Origin of the sequence: Flavobacterium xueshanense (assembly GCF_900112975.1) — a bacterium.
Taxonomy (GTDB): Bacteria; Bacteroidota; Bacteroidia; order Flavobacteriales; family Flavobacteriaceae; genus Flavobacterium; species Flavobacterium xueshanense.
Map to the genome: position 1 here is coordinate 24,238 of NZ_FONQ01000002.1, position 16,956 is coordinate 41,193.

Below are 16,956 nucleotides of genomic sequence, written 5' to 3' on the forward strand. Positions count from 1 at the left end.
ATTATGATTACAATTATTTTACACATCATAATTTTCTCTTATTGCTTCGTTATAATTGCACTGATTTATGGTTTCACCAAAGTAACTACAGTTGAACTTACCGGCTTAACGCCAAAAACAAAATTCTCCATTATTATTCCTTTCAGGAATGAAGCCGAAAATTTACCTGTTTTATTAGAAAGTTTGTCGAAGTTGAATTATTCTGTGGAATTGTTTGAAGTGATTTTAGTTGACGATGAATCTGAGAAGAAGTTTTTAGTTCCAAGTTTAAAGTTTAAAGTTTCGATTGTAGATAATATCAGGTTTTCGAATTCACCAAAGAAAGATGCGATTGGAACTGCGATGCAAATTGTAAATACGGATTGGATTATCACCACGGATGCGGATTGCACCGTCAATACAAACTGGTTATTATCCTTGGACAATTACATTCAGCTTCATGATGTTGCGATGATTGCCGGAGCGGTAACGTATGATTGCAATAATTCATTTTTGCATCATTTCCAGCAGTTGGATTTAGCGAGTTTACAAGGCGCAACCATTGGTAGTTTTGGAATTGACAGGGCATTTTTGTGTAATGGCGCCAACTTTGCATACACCAAATCGTTTTTTAAAAAGCTGAATGGTTTTGAAGGAAACGATAAGATTGCCAGTGGCGATGATGTATTTCTGTTGCAAAAAGCAGTTACTAAATCACCCGAAAAAGTGCATTATCTAAAATCGAAAAACAATATTATCCTCACAAAACCATTGAATGACTGGGAATCATTATTCTACCAACGAGTTCGATGGGCTTCAAAAACAAGCTCGTATCAAAGTATGTTCGGGAAAAGATTGGCATTAGTGGTATTTGCGGGAAATTTAAGCTTAGTATTAGCTTTAATGCTTTCGGTTTTGGGGTTATTATCATTTATTAATTTCCTCTTGTTATTCGCATTAAAATTTGCCGTTGACACTGTTTTGATTTACAAATCCCATTCTTTTTTAACTAAAACTAAAATCCGCTATTTGATTCTGAGCAGCGTGCTGTATCCTTTTTTTAGTATTAGTGTGGCTTTGTATTCATTGTTTGGGAAATACGAATGGAAAGGCAGAAAATTCTAATTTACACTAAAGCTTAGCCCAGATAGCAGTGAAAATCCTTTATGTTTTTTCTTTAAAAACATAAAGATTGCAACGAATAGCTGGAAATAGCTCCTAAAAAACTACTCCACCTTTAGAATTACTGGAAGAATAAATTGCGTTTTTACGGGAATTCCGCGTTTTATGGCAGGATTAATTTTTGGAAAATCAACCAAACGTGCTTTAAGAATACTATCAATTTTTATAGTGTCATAGGCCACCGAATCTTTGGGGAATTGCGGCTCAAATTGCAGCGTTGCATTTGGGAAAACAGTAACTTTTACTTCAATCGTATCGAGTTCAGGATAGAGAATCGACAAAGTGTCAACGCTCAGTTTCTGCTGAATCAACTGCGTTAGAACTTCAAAAAAACACTGTTGCCGTTGTTTTTTATCTTCTATTTTTTCACAATCTACTACTGATGGGTATTCATCTACTTCTTTCCAGTTGATGGATTTCAGCTCTTTCTGCAACAATTCCTTTTCCGAAGGAATTTGTTTGTCAAAGTATTGACAGGAATTAAAAAATATAAATACTAAAAAGAGGTAATACTGCTTCAAGGTTTTGTTTTTGAATTGGAGTAATAATCTATAAAAATACAATTATTTTTTCTGAGATGCTTCGTAAACCAAATAATCTTCGTAGTTGTCAGCAAACCATTTCTTTTGTTTTCGGTAGCAATTTCTTTTTGACCTGAATCCAGAACCGCCAATCGATCTGAAAAAGTTGCAATCTGAATCGTATCCTTATAATATCCCTCCTTTGTCAATATTAAACTAAGGCTGGATTTTTTATCAAAATATTCAAAAGATAGTTCATCAAACTCTTTCAAGGAAAAATTCAATACTTTTACTCTATTTTCGTTGTAAATGGCCTTTTTCAAAAGAAGGTCATTGCCACTTTCATTTCTCTACTGAGCGTTTACCGAATAAAAAGAAAGAGTAAAGAAGAGTGTTACTGAAAATAATTGTATCAATTTATTTCTGTTCATTAGCTAAATACGTGTTGCTTTTGTGTTTTCAAAATTAATAAAAATAAATTTATGGATATCTTACTTTTAATTCTTGGTTTCTCTTGCATTATTACAGGTTTATTTGGCAGTTTTTTACCAGTTTTACCTGGACCAAGTGTGAGTTGGGTTGGGCTTGCATTACTCTATTTCACAAAAGCAGTTCCGGCTAACTATTGGATTTTAGGGATTGCTCTATTGATTACAGTCGTTATTTCAGTTTTGGATTATGTGATTCCAGCCAAGGGAACCAAGAGATTTGGCGGAAGCTCGTATGGCATTTGGGGAACAAATATTGGTTTAGTTATAGGAATTCTAGCGCCAATCCCTTTTGGGTTCTTAATAGGACCTTTTGTTGGTGCGCTGATAGGTGAACTTATTTATGATTTTAAAGACCATAACCGTGCTTTGAAAGCAGCCGCAGGTTCCTTTGTGGGGTTTCTGGCTTCCAGTTTCATGAAATTTGTGGTTTGCGTAATGTATTTGGGATTGTTTTTATGGATTGTATGGCAATATAAATCTGAGTTATTTTAATGCAATATCCGTTTTATAACAATATTTAAAAGAAAAAGCCTTTCAGTTACGAAAGGCTTTCCGCTATATTAGCGGTCTGGACGGGACTCGAACCCGCGACCCCATGCGTGACAGGCATGTATTCTAACCAACTGAACTACCAAACCTCTGCGTTATTGCGGTGGCAAAGATACAATAGATTTCCGTTTATGCAAGCGTTTTTTGAAAAAATAATTGATAAAATTTTGCCTAATTATCCAAAACTTTGTTTTTCAACCAAGTATGTCATTAAAACTTTTTTAAAACTTTCATTCACACTTACCGGAATATACTTTATTTGGTTTTGAGAACAGGTTAAAGCCAACTTATTGAAGTAAATTTTAACTTGTTTTTCGTATTCTTCTTTCACATTATCAGCAAAAATCGCTACTTCTTCTCCCGTTTCTACATCAATAAACTTTCTTGGAGCGTTATCAAAGTCAAAATTTAACTCTGTTTTATTATCGACAACATGAAATAAGACCACTTTATGCTTATTGTGTTTCAAATGTTGCAGCGCATTAAACAGCGCTTCTTCTCCCTTATCGAGACTTCGGGATTCGGGACCGGATTGAAACATATCCGTAAATAAAATAATCATCGAACGACGGTGAATTTTTTCCGCTATTTGATGCAAAAAAGTAATTGTATCCGTGTTTTTCTTTGTCACAGGTTTTTCTAAAAGACCTTCGAGTGTATTTAAAATCATCCGATGATGGCGATCACTGCCTTTTTCAGGCGCATAGTACTCATAAGTATCAGAAAACACACTTAATCCAACAGCATCCCGCTGTTTCTTCAACAGATTCATTAAAACCGCCGAAGCCAACACCGAAAACCCAATCTTGTTCTCAAAAAAGTTCTGACTCTCTTTTAATTTAGGATAATGCATTGAAGAGGAATTATCGATAATAATATGACACCGCAAATTAGTCTCTTCCTCAAATCGCTTGGCATACAAACGATCGGTTTTGGCAAACAACTTCCAGTCAATATGTTTGGTGCTTTCGCCAACATTATAGACTTTATGCTCGGCAAATTCAGCCGAAAATCCATGAAAGGGACTTTTATGCATCCCTGAAATAAAACCTTCAACCACTTGATTGGCCAGCAACTCCAAATGCTGAAAACTGGAAATTTTCTCTATTTGCGATTCGATCTTCATATTCCAAATATATTAAAAGATTGAACGATTTAAAAATTAAACCATTACAGAAACAAAACTAAATTTAGGAACCGAAATAAATTCAGGTTAAACAAAAAAAAGGCTTGACTTTCGCCAAACCTTCTCTCTGAATCCTTTAGGATTCTATATAAATCATAATCTACCGATTACAACAAAGCGTCTAAACTATCAGCGTAAGTTTGTTTTGGAGCAACTCCCACTTGTTTTCCTACTACTTCTCCTTTATGAAAAACCAATACTGTTGGGATGTTTCTCACTCCGTATTTGGCTGCAAATTCTTGGTTTGCATCAACATCAACTTTCCCTACAACAACTTTTCCTTCGTATTCGTTGCTCAATTCATCAATGATTGGACCTACCATTCTACAAGGTCCACACCATGCTGCCCAAAAATCCACCATTACCGGTTTGTCTGATTTCAAAACTACTTCTTCAAAAGTAGCATCTGTTATTGCTAATGCCATAATATTTTATTTAAAGTTTAGCGTTTGAATATTTTAAAGTTTCAAACTAAGTTACAAATTTAGAAATTAAAAACTAATCAAACACTATTCCCAAATTAGTTTTGACTATTAATCTATTATCAATTCCTATCCCTATCTATTATAAAATACTTTTTAATTTTTTTTGGAGCTATTTCCCGCTGTACGCTATATCTTTTCCGGCTTAAAAAAGCCGGAAAAGGATGCCGCTCCCATCAGGGCTAAGGATCCGTGATTCCAAAACCAATTTTTTTAAAACAAAAAAAGGGACGCTTTTTCAAACATCCCTTAACCTTTAAAAAAGCTGTATTACAAGCTATATTTCAATCCAAGTGTCAAACCAAGACCACTGATTCCAACATAAGAACTTAATTCATCCATAGGTTTAGTAGAATTCAATCCATTAGGATTTGTCGCAGCATTATTTGAATTAACATCCAAACGGTTAACATAATTCGTGTGAATTTGAGCTTGAGTTCTGCCAGCTAAAGCATTTTGACCATTCATAGTAAATTCAGTAGTTTCTTTCGATTTACCATGAACTGTAAAATTACGGTATTCTAATTCTGCAAATGCCGCAATATTTTTCCCTAATTTATAAGAAGTTCCTAATACCGCCATAAAACCAACAGTAGGATTCGGCTTCACCTTATCCACACTATGAACGGCTACAGTAGCTGGACTAGCAACACCAGTTGGTGCAATTGCATCAGTAGTAATTTCTAAATCCCCATACACTGGCACAAGAACTCCAACTTTAGTATAAGGTTCAAAACCATTTTGTTCTCCTAAAAACAAAACTAAAGCAGGTGCTAAATCAAAAGCACTGATTTGTCCCACTGATTTAAAATTGTAAACAGGACGACCACCAGAAATAAAAATTTTATCTGTAGTAGTTTGAGCCATCGTTTTATCAGCACTAGAATAATAATTAATTCCCATTTCTACACCCAAACGCGTATTGAATCTGTAACCAACTGTTGCTCCACTTCTAAAACCTTCACCAAATGAACCCGTAACACTCTCTTCAGAAACTAATTTTCCACCTACGTATACTTTATCCAAAGCTGCATTGCCTCCTACAGTAGGAAATTCAGTGGCAGCCGTTTGAGTAAAATAAGATCCGCCTACTTTAAAATACCAACTTTCTTTTTTTTCTGTTTGCCCCACCATTGTGATCGAACAAATCGCAAATCCCAATAAAAATAATTGCTTTTTCATAATTTCGTTTATTATCATTTATGCAAAAATAAACCATTTTTGATAAAAAATTAATAACAAAGACGATGAATAATATGTTAAATAAAATTAAAGCATAACAATCAAAGGGTTACATAAAAATTTAAATGACACTATTTACACAACAGACTTACAATGAGATTCTATAGATTTCCTTTTTAATCTGTGGATTTTTAATTCAACTTAAAGTTAACCTGCATTTTTTCCAGTTCCACTAACAATTCATTCGAAATTTTGATTTTCAATTTTCTGCTCGGCATCGTCAGTTTGGTTACAACCTTAATCTCTTCAACTTCTTCCACTTTTGCCAAAGTTTCTGTCTCCGGAATTTCTAGCGCTTCCATTTCAGAATCTTCATTATCATCAATAAAAGCTACCTCATCATTTTCAATCCCAACAGGAGCAACAGCAACAAGCCGTTTCGTTTTTTCCAATTCCATGATTTCAAAAGACACGGTATTATCGCCTTTATTTTCCTGAAAAAGGTGACTTAATTTATGGATAAAATCAGTTTCTAGATCCTTAATATTCAATAATACAATTAATTTCCTAGCAAAGGTTTCCAATACATCCTGTAATTGTTTCACCTCCACAAATTGCAGTCTTGGCTCTCCTTTTTTCCCGGTCTCGCGGTCAGTCCAACCTTCTTTCACCAATACTTTCATAAATGTAAAATTATTCTGGATAAAGAAATGTCGAAACTTTAAATACTCTTCCCCAAAAATCCGAAACTCATAACTTTCATCATATCCTTCTAATGTAAACATGCCCCAACCCTTTCCGTTTTTAGCCACACGATGTTGTACATTATTTATAATCCCCCCAAATGCAAGGTTTTTATTCAAATGAAGCTCCATTTGTCTCAGCGCTTCCAGTTTGGCATTACAAAAATGTTTCATTTCAAATTTGTAATCGTCCAACGGATGTCCTGAAATATAAATTCCCACAACTTCTTTCTCTTTGGCGAGTTTTTCCATCGTACTCCAATCCTCGCAAGGCGGTACAACAGGCTCAGCGATTTGCACATCGCTAGAATCACCAAACAAACTTACTTGCGATGAATTCTCATTTTCCTGATACTTCGAACCATATCGGATTGCTTTTTCATAAAAGGTAATACCATCGCCATCATCATGAAAATATTGCGCTCTCGTGGTTCCTAAAAACGAATCAAATCCTCCTGCCAAAACCAGATTCTCCAACGCTTTTTTATTCGCCGCGCGTAAATCAATGCGTTTAGTCAAATCAAAAATAGACTTGTATCTTCCGTCCTTTCTGTTCTCCACAATTGTTGCCACAGCTCCAGAACCCACGCCTTTTACGGCTCCCATTCCAAAACGCACCGCATAATCATCATTTACCGTAAACTTGTAAAATGACTCGTTGACATCAGGTCCTAAAACTTGTAATCCCATTCGCTTGCATTCCTCCATAAAGAACGAAACCTGCTTAATATCACTCATGTTATTGGACAATACTGCAGCCATATATTCGGCTGGATAATTGGCTTTTAAATAAGCAGTTTGGTATGCAATCCAAGCATAACAAGTCGAGTGTGATTTATTAAAGGCATATTCCGCAAAAGCTTCCCAGTCTTTCCAGATTTTCTCTAACTTATCTTCAGCATGGCCTTTGGCGGCAGCCTGACTGATAAATTTAGGTTTCATTTTATCCAAAACGTCCTTTTGTTTTTTCCCCATCGCTTTACGCAAAACGTCGGCATCACCTTTGGAGAAATCCGCCAGTTTTTGAGACAAAAGCATTACTTGTTCTTGGTAAACGGTAATTCCGTAGGTATCTTTTAGTAATTCTTCGCAGGCATCAAGGTCATAAATAATTTCCTCTTCACCATTTTTTCGCTTGACGAAACTCGGTATATAAGCAATCGGTCCTGGACGATACAACGCATTCATCGCAATCAAATCAGGAAAAACCGTAGGCTTCAATTCCTTCATGTATTTCTGCATTCCCGGACTCTCATACTGGAAAATCCCCACCGTCTCTCCTCGTTGAAAAAGCTCATAAGTCTTTAAATCATCAATCGGAAATTCATCTGGATTAAGATCAATTCCACTTCTATATTTAACCAATTTGACCGTGTCTTTTATCAGAGTCAGAGTTTTTAAACCCAAGAAGTCCATCTTTAATAAACCGGCACTTTCTACCACCGAGTTATCAAATTGCGTCACATACAAATCCGAATCTTTGGCGGTAGCCACAGGAACAAAATCTGTAATATCACTTGGAGTAATAATCACTCCGCAGGCGTGAATTCCTGTATTTCTTAAGTTACCTTCTAAAACTTTAGCTTGCTGAATGGTTTCTCCACCCAGATCATCTTCATTCGCGAGGCCTATTAATTCTTTTATTTTATCGTATTCCTCCGGACGAACCGCTTTTTTAATTACATCTTCTTTTTCATTTAAAAAACGTGCCAAATTCCACTTCGACGGCATCATTCCCGGAATCAATTTGGCAATCCTATCGGCTTCAAACAAAGGCAAATCCAATACACGAGCGGTATCCCGAATTGCTGATTTCGTTGCCATTTTACCGTAAGTGATAATTTGCGCCACTTGTTTCGAACCGTATTTACGGATCACATAGTCCATTACGCTGCTCCGTCCTTCGTCATCAAAATCGATATCAATATCGGGAAGTGACACACGATCCGGATTCAGGAAACGCTCAAAAAGCAGGTTATACATCAATGGATCGATATTGGTAATCTTCAAACAATAGGCCACCACCGATCCAGCCGCAGAACCCCTTCCCGGCCCTACCGAAACGCCCATACTTCTCGCCTCCGCAATTAAATCCTGTACAATCAGGAAATATCCCGGATACCCAGAATTAGAAATTGTCAATAATTCAAAGTCTAGTCGTTCCTGAATTTCTTCAGTGATTACCGGATATCTTCGATTGGCACCTTCAAAAGTCAAATGTCTTAAATAGGCATTTTCCCCCCGTACTCCGCCATCAACTGCATCTTCGGGATTATTGAATTCAACAGGGATTTCAAATTTTGGTAGTAAAACTTCCCGTGCCAAATCGAAAATTTCAATTTTATCCACAATCTCTGAAATGTTCGAAATCGCTTCGGGCAAATTTGCAAAAAGCTGCTTCATTTCGTCTCCCGACTTGAAATAATATTCCTGATTCGGCAATCCGTAACGATAGCCGCGACCGCGACCAATAGGTGTAGTTTGTTTTTCGCCATCACGCACACAAAGTAAAATATCGTGCGCATTTGAATTTTCCTTGTCTATATAAAAGGTGTTATTTGTCGCAACAATTTTGACATCGTGCTTTCTTGCCAATGAAATTAAAGATGCATTCACCCGATTTTCATCTTCCTGATTGTGACGCATCACTTCAATATAGAAATCTTCCTTGAATTCATTTTTCCACCAAATCAAGGCTTCTTCGGCTTGGTTTTCACCAATATTTAAAATCTTATTTGGGATTTCACCATAAAGATTCCCAGATAAAACAATAATATCTTCTTTAAATTCCTGAATGACTTTCCTGTCGATTCTAGGCACATAATAAAAACCTTCAGTATAAGCAATGGAAGACATTTTAGCCAAATTGTGATAGCCTTTTTTGGTCTTCGCCAAAAGTACTATTTGGTATCCATTGTCTTTTACTTTTTTGTTTTTATGGTCTTCACACACAAAAAATTCACAACCTACAATTGGTTTCATCGGAACTTCGGTAGGCTCTTCACCATTTTCGATTGCTGCTTTATTCTTGGCTTCAGCCGCTTTATTGTGGTATAAAATATCACGAACAAAATGAAAAGCACCCATCAAATTCGCATGATCGGTCATGGCCACCGCAGGCATTTTTTGCTGTGCCGCCGCTTTTACCAATGCCGCAATACTAATGGTAGATTGCAACACCGAGAACTGCGTATGATTGTGCAAATGCACGAAGGGCGCATCTACAAGTACTTTTTTATTCTCAGAAAGCGCTGCTCTTGAAACGGCCGGCGCTTGTTTTTCGCCAAACTGCTGACGGATTTTATCCGAAGCTTCCTTAAGATTAATATGTTTTAAACCAATGAGTTTAATCTCGCTTGGGTTCTTATTTTGAAAATCTTGAAAATAACTGACTGGAACATCGAGTTCCTCTTTTGTAAAAACATCACGACGAATTAACTCCAAGAAACAACGCGTAGTTGCCTCGACATCGGCAGTCGCGTTGTGCGCTTCGCCAAAAGGTTTATTAAAAAGATAACTATGTAATTCCGTTAAGGTTGGCAATTTAAATTTTCCACCTCGCCCACCTGGCAATTTTAATAAGGAAGCGGTAACTTCAGTACAGGTATCCAAAATTGGCATGGAACTCATTTGGCTTTCAATGCCCATTCTATAAAACTCACAACCCATAATATTGATGTCAAAACCTAAATTCTGACCAACAATGAATTTGGCTTTGCCTAATGCGATATTGAATTTTTCTAAAACTTCGGTTAACGAAATCCCATCAGCTTCTGCCAATTCAGTAGAAATACCGTGAATTCGTTCCGCGTCATACGGAATATTGAAACCTTCGGGCTTGACCAAATAGTCTTGATGCTCGATGAGTTTTCCCATATCGTCATGCAACTGCCAAGCGATTTGAATACAGCGTGGCCAGTTGTCCGTATCAGAAATAGGTGCGCCCCAACGTTTTGGTAATCCTGTAGTTTCGGTATCGAATATTAAGTACATATCTGGAAATGAAGTGTTTGTAATTTTAAAAAATCGCAAAAAATGAATTTCAAATTTAGTTTTTTTTAGACAAGAATAGTAGCTAAGTTATCAACAAAACCAAATTTATTTCCGTGGACTATTCTCTTATTAAAACTACAATCACTTTCAATAAATCATCTTGGTAGTATCTTGTTAAAAAGATAAAAAGAGTCCTTATTGATTTTTTGGACGTCGTAGTATTTCATCAAAAAAAAACAATGAAATACGGCTAAAAAATATGCCTTTTAGTAATAAAATCATGTTTAAAAACAACTTCAACTAAAGTCAAATATTAAATTTAAAATTAAAAAAAAGTCAATTTTAATTCTATTTAATTAAATATTCATAAATCTAATAGCTTTTTATAAGCATATTGTAACAATTCGATAAATATAAAAAACCGCCGAAAATTGATTTTTTATTATTTCTAAATAAAAAACTTCGCTACTAAAAAAGAAGTTTGAAATCCAAAAATCAGTAAAGAAATATCCTAATACGGTTTTGGGTATCGTATATAATGAAATATTAAAAAATAAAGACTTGATTCTTTTTTTAGTTTTGCTTTCATTGTTATCATCTTAGTCAACTTGGCTACAAAAAATACATTAAAACATATTAAAATGAGTACTACATTATTTGACAAAGTATGGGATTCGCATGTTGTGCGTAAAATTGAAGATGGACCAGACGTGTTTTTTATTGACCGTCATTTCATCCATGAAGTTACTAGTCCTGTAGCTTTTTTAGGTTTAAAAGAAAGAGGAATTTCAGTGTTATATCCAGAGCGTACTTTTGCTACTGCCGATCACAATACCCCAACTATAAATCAACATTTACCAGTTCAAGATGCATTATCTGCTAATCAATTAAAAGCATTGGAAGACAACGCAGCAGAATATGGTATTTCTCACTGGGGATTAGGTCACCAAAAAAATGGTATCGTTCACGTGGTAGGTCCTGAAAACGGAATTACATTACCTGGCGCCACTATTGTTTGTGGAGATTCTCATACTTCTACTCATGGGGCTTTTGGTGCTATTGCTTTTGGTATCGGAACTTCGGAGGTAGAAATGGTGATGGCTACACAATGTATCATGCAGCCAAAACCAAAGAAAATGCGCATCAACGTAAATGGTGAATTAAGCAAAGGAGTGGGTCCAAAAGATGTTGCACTTTATATTATTTCTCAATTAACTACTTCTGGAGGCACAGGATATTTTGCGGAATATGCAGGAGATGTTTTTGAAAACATGTCTATGGAAGGTCGTATGACCGTTTGTAACTTGAGTATCGAAATGGGTGCTCGTGGCGGTATGATTGCTCCGGACCAAAAAACATTTGATTTCTTAGAAGGGCGATTATACGCTCCAAAAGGCGAAGCTTGGGACAAAGCGGTAGCGTATTGGAAAACATTAAAAACAGATGCTGATGCTGTTTTTGATACCGAATTAAATATCAATGCATCAGACATTGAACCAATGATTACGTATGGTACGAATCCTGGAATGGGAATTGGCATCTCAAAAAATATCCCTAATGCCAACCAAGTAGAAGGTGGCGCCGAAACATATAAAAAATCTTTAGCCTACATGGGCTTTGAAGAAAATGATGTAATGATTGGCAAACCAATTGATTTTGTTTTCCTAGGAAGTTGTACCAATGGTAGAATAGAAGATTTCAGAGCTTTTACAGAAATTGTAAAAGGCAGAAAAAAAGCCGACAATGTTACCGCTTGGTTAGTTCCAGGTTCGCATGTTGTAGAGGCGCAGATTATAGAAGAAGGTCTTTTAGACATACTTACCGAAGCTGGTTTCGTATTGCGTCAGCCCGGTTGTTCAGCTTGTTTGGCCATGAACGATGACAAAGTGCCAGCTGGGAAATATGCGGTCAGTACTTCAAACAGGAATTTCGAAGGTCGTCAAGGTCCCGGTTCAAGAACATTATTGGCGAGTCCAATTATGGCCGCTGCCGCTGCAGTTACTGGAGTACTGACAGATCCTAGAAATTTATTCTAGTTGAACGTCGATTGCAATAGCAATAACAATATCAAAAATTAATAAAATCTTTTAGTTTTTACGATTCTGTTTTCTAAACAAGAAACCTGAAATCTAAAACCTAAAACTTGAAACCTAAAAAAATGGCATACGATAAATTTAACATTCTTACGAGTAGCGCAGTGCCGTTACCGATAGAAAATGTAGATACTGATCAAATCATTCCTGCGCGTTTCTTAAAAGCAACTGAACGTGTTGGTTTTGGCGATAACCTTTTCCGTGACTGGAGATACAATGGAGATGACACACCAAAAGCAGATTTCGTGTTGAATGACTCAACTCATAGCGGAAAAATATTAGTAGGCGGAAAAAACTTTGGTTCAGGTTCTTCCAGAGAACACGCAGCTTGGGCAGTTTACGATTACGGATTTCGTGCAGTTGTTTCCAGTTTTTTTGCAGATATTTTTAAAGGAAATTGCTTGAATATTGGTGTTTTACCGGTACAAGTTACTCCAGAATTTGCAGAAACCATCTTTAATGCTATTGGAGCTGATCCAAAAACAGAACTGGAAATAAATCTTCCGGAACAGACCATTACGCTAAAAGCAACGGGTCAAAAAGAATCTTTTGAAATCTCTGGATACAAAAAAGACAATATGATTAATGGTTTTGATGATATTGACTATTTACAAAACATCAAAGAAGAAATTGTTGGATTTGCCAATAAACTTCCTTATTAAAACTATTCTTAAAAAATACGCAGATATTGAACATTCTTTTTTAAGGTTTACTTCAATAACTGTTTTTAATATTTTATAAAAGCAGAATTCCGATTCATAAAATCGAAACCGTTTTAGCATCAAATTTAAAATGAAAAAAAGAAAGATTGAAATAATGGATACAACGCTTCGTGATGGTGAACAAACCTCAGGAGTATCATTTTCTGCTGCAGAAAAACTAACCATTGCGCAATTGTTGTTGGAAGAATTAAATATTGATAGAATCGAAATTGCTTCGGCAAGAGTGAGTGAAGGAGAATTTCAAGGCGTAAAAGGGATCATGTCATGGGCTTCAGAAAAAGGATATAGTAACCGAATTGAAGTCTTAACTTTTGTCGACGGCGGACTTTCTATTGAATGGATGAAAAATACTGGTGCAAAGGTGCAGAATTTATTGACTAAAGGATCTTTGAATCATTTAACACATCAGTTAAAAAAAACACCCGAACAACATTTTACAGAGATTGCTCAATCCATTGCTTTGGCTCAGGAAAATAATATTGAAACAAATGTTTATCTTGAAGATTGGAGCAACGGAATGCGTAATTCACCAGAATATGTATTCCAATATCTGGACTTTTTAACCAAACAACCTATCAAAAGAGTATTACTACCGGACACACTGGGCGTTTTAATACCTTCTGAAACTTTTGACTTTATTTCGAAAATTGTAACGAGATACCCTGATACTCATTTTGATTTTCATGCGCATAATGATTATGATTTAAGCATTGCCAATGTCATGGAAGCAGTAAAAGCCGGAATTCAAGGACTTCACGTAACCGTAAACGGAATGGGAGAACGCGCCGGAAATGCACCACTCGAAAGTACTGTTGCTGTAATTAATGACTTTTTTCAACAAATAGAAATCGGTGTAAAAGAATCTTCATTATATTCTGTGAGTAAATTAGTAGAAACTTTTACCGGTTATAGAATTCCTGCTAACAAACCTATTGTAGGTGACAACGTGTTTACGCAAACTGCAGGTATTCATGCCGACGGAGATAATAAAAACAACTTATATTTTAATGATTTACTTCCGGAACGTTTTGGCAGAACGAGAAAATATGCATTAGGAAAAACATCTGGAAAAGCTAATATTGAAAAAAACCTTCAGGAATTAGGTTTAAAATTAAATCCTCACGACTTAAAATTAGTCACCCAACGCATCATTGAATTGGGCGACAAAAAAGAAACTGTTACCAAAGAAGATTTGCCTTACATTATCTCTGATGTTTTGGACAGCCAAACCTATCAGGAAAAAGTTGTTGTCGAGTCCTATATATTATCTCATGCAAAAGGAATGCGTCCATCAACTACTTTATCTTTAAAAATAGATGGTGAAATCATTGAAGAGCATGCGCAAGGTGATGGTCAATTTGATGCTTTTATGAATGCATTGGCAAAAATATACAAAAGCAAAAATTTAGAATTGCCTAAATTGATCGATTACGCTGTACGAATTCCGCCGGGAAGTAGTTCTGATGCATTATGCGAAACCATAATCACCTGGACAAATAATGAAAAAGAATTTAAAACCAGAGGATTAGATTCAGACCAAACGGTTGCCGCAATTATAGCAACCCAGAAAATGTTGAATGTGGTTGCAGCCCAATAATAAATAGAAATACATTAATATAAAATAGATCTAATGAAATTAACCATAGCCCTTTTAGCCGGAGACGGAATTGGACCCGAAGTAATCAGTGAAGCTGTAAAAGTTTCGGATGCTATTGCACAAAAATTTAACCATGAAATCACTTGGACTCCTGCACTTACTGGAGCTTGTGCCATTGATGCCGTTGGAGTTCCTTATCCTGACGAAACACATGAAATTTGCATGAAAGCAGATGCTGTTTTGTTTGGAGCCATTGGGCATCCAAAATATGATAACGACCCAACGGCACCCGTTCGCCCAGAGCAAGGATTATTATTGATGCGTAAAAAATTAGGTTTGTTTGCCAATATTCGTCCAACGTTTACTTTTCCTTCATTGATCGACAATTCTCCATTAAAAAGAGAGCGTATCGAAGGAACTGATTTGGTTTTTTTAAGAGAATTAACCGGAGGAATTTATTTTGGAGAAAAAGGAAGAAAAGACGATGGCGAAACTGCATTTGACACCTGTACTTATACCAGACCTGAAGTACAACGTTTAGCCAAGAAAGGTTTTGAATTGGCGATGACTCGAACTAAAAAACTATGCTGTGTGGACAAGGCCAATGTAATGGAAACTTCCCGATTGTGGAGAGAAACTGTACAAGCTATGGAAAAAGACTATCCTGAGGTAACAGTAAGTTATGAATTTGTTGATGCGGTTGCAATGCGTTTGGTACAATGGCCTAATTCCTATGACGTCTTAATTACTGAAAACTTATTTGGAGATATTTTAACGGATGAAGCTTCAGTAATATCAGGTTCTATGGGCTTGATGCCATCAGCATCTGTCGGAGAACACACTTCATTGTACGAACCTATTCACGGATCTTATCCACAAGCGACAGGTTTAAATATCGCTAATCCATTAGCGACGGTATTATCAGCAGCGATGATGTTTGAAGATGCTTTTGGATTAAAAGAAGAAGCAGAAGATATTAGAGCAGTAGTTAACAAATCATTAGAGCAAGGAATTGTAACTGAAGATTTAGTGGTAAAGGGAGGTAAAGCGTATAAAACGAGTGAAGTTGGTGACTGGTTGGTTGCTAATCTATAAAAAAATGTAGGTAGTAGAGACGCACTGCAGTGTGTCTCTACCGTATCCAAACAAAAAAGGTGTCAATTTTCATTGACACCTTTTTTTATAACTAGAAAAAAATATTAATATCCTCCTCTGTTTCCACCACCACGGTTTTCTCCACCACGGCTGTTTCCACCACCATAACCACCGCGTGAATCTCCACCACGACTGTTATTGTTAAAACTTCTTCTTTCACCTTCTGGCTTAGGCTCAGATTTGTTTACTACTATCGCACGTCCTTGAACGGTTGCTCCGTTCAATTCGTCAATTGCTTTTTGAGCTTCGTCATCATTTGGCATCTCAACAAAACCAAATCCTTTACTTCTTCCAGTAAATTTATCAGTAATAATTTTAACTGAATCAACTGCTCCGTAAGCCTCGAAAGACTCTCTTAAATCTGCTTCCTCAATACTGAATGGAAGGCTTCCAACAAAAATATTCATATGTACTTATTTAAATAATACAACAAATGTACTGCATTTTTTTTCTAATCTACTATATATTAGCTTATTTATGTTTTTATTTTAAATTCAAAAACAAAATCAATCTAATAAAATATCTAACTTATGTGATTTAAGAATGCAAATTGCAATCATTTATGGGACTTGCAAACTTACCGGTACCTTATAAAAAACACCTTGCTGAAAATTCAAAATATCACCTCCTGAAGGATTACCATCTACGTTCTCTGCTTTAAATTTGAATGTCCCTGATATGGTATTATCCACATTATCATATTCATTTATTACAATTTCACCGTTACCAATGCCAATCCCAGTTGCAAATGAAATTTCAACATTACCATTTGTCAGTACATAAACAGCTGTTTTGGAACTGCTGGTGCCCAAAGGATATTTTTGAGCTTTTGTAGAAGTTGTTCTTAAAGTCAAAATCTCACCTCCGGTATATCCTTCGATTATTAAAGATCCATCAGCGGCCAAAAAAGCTTTAGAGTCCACTGCTCTCCAAAACATATTATCTTTCATTCCTTGAAAAGAAGGGTTGTTGAAACTAATGTCTTCCTCGCAAGAAATTAGAGAAAAAACTACCATCAGAAATATTAAATATTTTTTCATAAAAAAGTGCTTTTGAACAAACAAAAATAATGTATTAATGC

At 35.9% G+C, this 16,956-nt stretch carries 14 protein-coding genes and 1 tRNA gene; 6 read left to right on the forward strand and 9 right to left on the reverse strand.

Annotated elements, in window-relative coordinates; genetic code table 11:
* Nucleotides 1–3: 3 nt before the first annotated feature.
* A complete protein-coding gene (locus tag BMZ76_RS02305; RefSeq protein WP_091203119.1) occupies nt 4–1,104 on the forward strand; it encodes a glycosyltransferase family 2 protein in 1,101 nt (366 codons plus the stop codon).
* A 101-nt stretch (nt 1,105–1,205) separates the two neighbouring features.
* Here the strand turns inward: BMZ76_RS02305 and BMZ76_RS02310 are convergent, their stop codons facing one another.
* Both BMZ76_RS02310 and BMZ76_RS02315 read right to left on the reverse strand, forming a co-directional pair.
* Entirely contained in the window at nt 1,206–1,682 is a 477-nt protein-coding gene (locus BMZ76_RS02310; protein WP_091203120.1) for a hypothetical protein, read from the reverse strand.
* Nucleotides 1,679–2,005, reverse strand: a complete 327-nt coding sequence (locus tag BMZ76_RS02315; protein ID WP_143071043.1) for a hypothetical protein — start codon at nt 2,003–2,005, stop codon at nt 1,679–1,681. The genes BMZ76_RS02310 and BMZ76_RS02315 overlap by 4 nt, the downstream gene beginning before the upstream one ends.
* A 159-nt stretch (nt 2,006–2,164) precedes the next feature.
* Between BMZ76_RS02315 and BMZ76_RS02320 the strand changes: the two genes are divergently transcribed.
* A complete protein-coding gene (locus BMZ76_RS02320; protein ID WP_091203122.1) occupies nt 2,165–2,665 on the forward strand; it encodes a DUF456 domain-containing protein in 501 nt (166 codons plus the stop codon).
* A 72-nt stretch (nt 2,666–2,737) separates the two neighbouring features.
* On the opposite strand, the gene BMZ76_RS02325 is transcribed toward BMZ76_RS02320, so the two are convergent.
* From BMZ76_RS02325 to dnaE, 5 genes are all read right to left on the reverse strand, one after another.
* Nucleotides 2,738–2,811, reverse strand: a tRNA-Asp gene (locus BMZ76_RS02325).
* 86 nt (nt 2,812–2,897) lie between these two features.
* A complete protein-coding gene (locus tag BMZ76_RS02330; RefSeq protein ID WP_091203123.1) occupies nt 2,898–3,848 on the reverse strand; it encodes a DUF58 domain-containing protein in 951 nt (316 codons plus the stop codon).
* Nucleotides 3,849–4,015: 167 nt separating this feature from the next.
* Nucleotides 4,016–4,333 carry a thioredoxin gene (gene trxA / locus BMZ76_RS02335; protein WP_091203124.1) on the reverse strand — a complete coding sequence of 106 codons (318 nt, stop codon included), beginning with the start codon at nt 4,331–4,333 and terminating at the stop codon, nt 4,016–4,018.
* A 327-nt stretch (nt 4,334–4,660) separates the two neighbouring features.
* Nucleotides 4,661–5,572 carry an outer membrane beta-barrel protein gene (locus BMZ76_RS02340; protein WP_091203125.1) on the reverse strand — a complete coding sequence of 304 codons (912 nt, stop codon included), beginning with the start codon at nt 5,570–5,572 and terminating at the stop codon, nt 4,661–4,663.
* A 191-nt stretch (nt 5,573–5,763) separates the two neighbouring features.
* Entirely contained in the window at nt 5,764–10,308 is a 4,545-nt protein-coding gene (gene dnaE / locus BMZ76_RS02345) for a DNA polymerase III subunit alpha (RefSeq protein WP_091203126.1), read from the reverse strand.
* 641 nt (nt 10,309–10,949) lie between these two features.
* On the opposite strand from dnaE, the gene leuC reads away from it, so the two are divergent.
* The 4 genes from leuC (at nt 10,950) to leuB (ending at nt 15,815) form a co-directional block, all read left to right on the forward strand.
* Nucleotides 10,950–12,344, forward strand: coding sequence for a 3-isopropylmalate dehydratase large subunit (gene leuC, locus BMZ76_RS02350; protein ID WP_091203497.1), 1,395 nt, complete (start codon nt 10,950–10,952; stop codon nt 12,342–12,344).
* Between the two features lie 122 nt (nt 12,345–12,466).
* The gene (gene leuD, locus BMZ76_RS02355) at nt 12,467–13,063 is read left to right on the forward strand and encodes a 3-isopropylmalate dehydratase small subunit (protein ID WP_091203498.1); all 597 of its coding nucleotides are present in this window, start codon (nt 12,467–12,469) and stop codon (nt 13,061–13,063) included.
* A gap of 130 nt (nt 13,064–13,193) precedes the next feature.
* Nucleotides 13,194–14,720, forward strand: coding sequence for an alpha-isopropylmalate synthase regulatory domain-containing protein (locus BMZ76_RS02360; RefSeq protein ID WP_091203127.1), 1,527 nt, complete (start codon nt 13,194–13,196; stop codon nt 14,718–14,720).
* A gap of 33 nt (nt 14,721–14,753) precedes the next feature.
* Complete coding sequence (gene leuB / locus BMZ76_RS02365) at nt 14,754–15,815, forward strand: 3-isopropylmalate dehydrogenase (protein WP_091203128.1); 1,062 nt, start codon at nt 14,754–14,756, stop codon at nt 15,813–15,815.
* A gap of 104 nt (nt 15,816–15,919) precedes the next feature.
* On the opposite strand, the gene BMZ76_RS02370 is transcribed toward leuB, so the two are convergent.
* Both BMZ76_RS02370 and BMZ76_RS02375 read right to left on the reverse strand, forming a co-directional pair.
* On the reverse strand, nt 15,920–16,282 hold the full coding sequence (locus BMZ76_RS02370; RefSeq protein WP_066079550.1) for an RNA recognition motif domain-containing protein: 363 nt from the start codon (nt 16,280–16,282) through the stop codon (nt 15,920–15,922).
* A 153-nt stretch (nt 16,283–16,435) separates the two neighbouring features.
* On the reverse strand, nt 16,436–16,915 hold the full coding sequence (locus tag BMZ76_RS02375) for a DUF6252 domain-containing protein (RefSeq protein WP_091203129.1): 480 nt from the start codon (nt 16,913–16,915) through the stop codon (nt 16,436–16,438).
* Nucleotides 16,916–16,956: the final 41 nt, after the last annotated feature.

Coding starts and splice junctions, on each gene's coding strand:
- leuB (WP_091203128.1), top strand. CDS start 14,754: ATGAAATTAACCATAGCCCTTTTAGCCGGAGACGGAATTGGACCCGAA.
- BMZ76_RS02370 (WP_066079550.1), bottom strand. CDS start 16,282: ATGAATATTTTTGTTGGAAGCCTTCCATTCAGTATTGAGGAAGCAGAT.
- BMZ76_RS02305 (WP_091203119.1), top strand. CDS start 4: ATGATTACAATTATTTTACACATCATAATTTTCTCTTATTGCTTCGTT.
- BMZ76_RS02375 (WP_091203129.1), bottom strand. CDS start 16,915: ATGAAAAAATATTTAATATTTCTGATGGTAGTTTTTTCTCTAATTTCT.
- BMZ76_RS02360 (WP_091203127.1), top strand. CDS start 13,194: ATGAAAAAAAGAAAGATTGAAATAATGGATACAACGCTTCGTGATGGT.
- BMZ76_RS02340 (WP_091203125.1), bottom strand. CDS start 5,572: ATGAAAAAGCAATTATTTTTATTGGGATTTGCGATTTGTTCGATCACA.
- trxA (WP_091203124.1), bottom strand. CDS start 4,333: ATGGCATTAGCAATAACAGATGCTACTTTTGAAGAAGTAGTTTTGAAA.
- BMZ76_RS02320 (WP_091203122.1), top strand. CDS start 2,165: ATGGATATCTTACTTTTAATTCTTGGTTTCTCTTGCATTATTACAGGT.
- leuC (WP_091203497.1), top strand. CDS start 10,950: ATGAGTACTACATTATTTGACAAAGTATGGGATTCGCATGTTGTGCGT.
- BMZ76_RS02330 (WP_091203123.1), bottom strand. CDS start 3,848: ATGAAGATCGAATCGCAAATAGAGAAAATTTCCAGTTTTCAGCATTTG.
- dnaE (WP_091203126.1), bottom strand. CDS start 10,308: ATGTACTTAATATTCGATACCGAAACTACAGGATTACCAAAACGTTGG.
- leuD (WP_091203498.1), top strand. CDS start 12,467: ATGGCATACGATAAATTTAACATTCTTACGAGTAGCGCAGTGCCGTTA.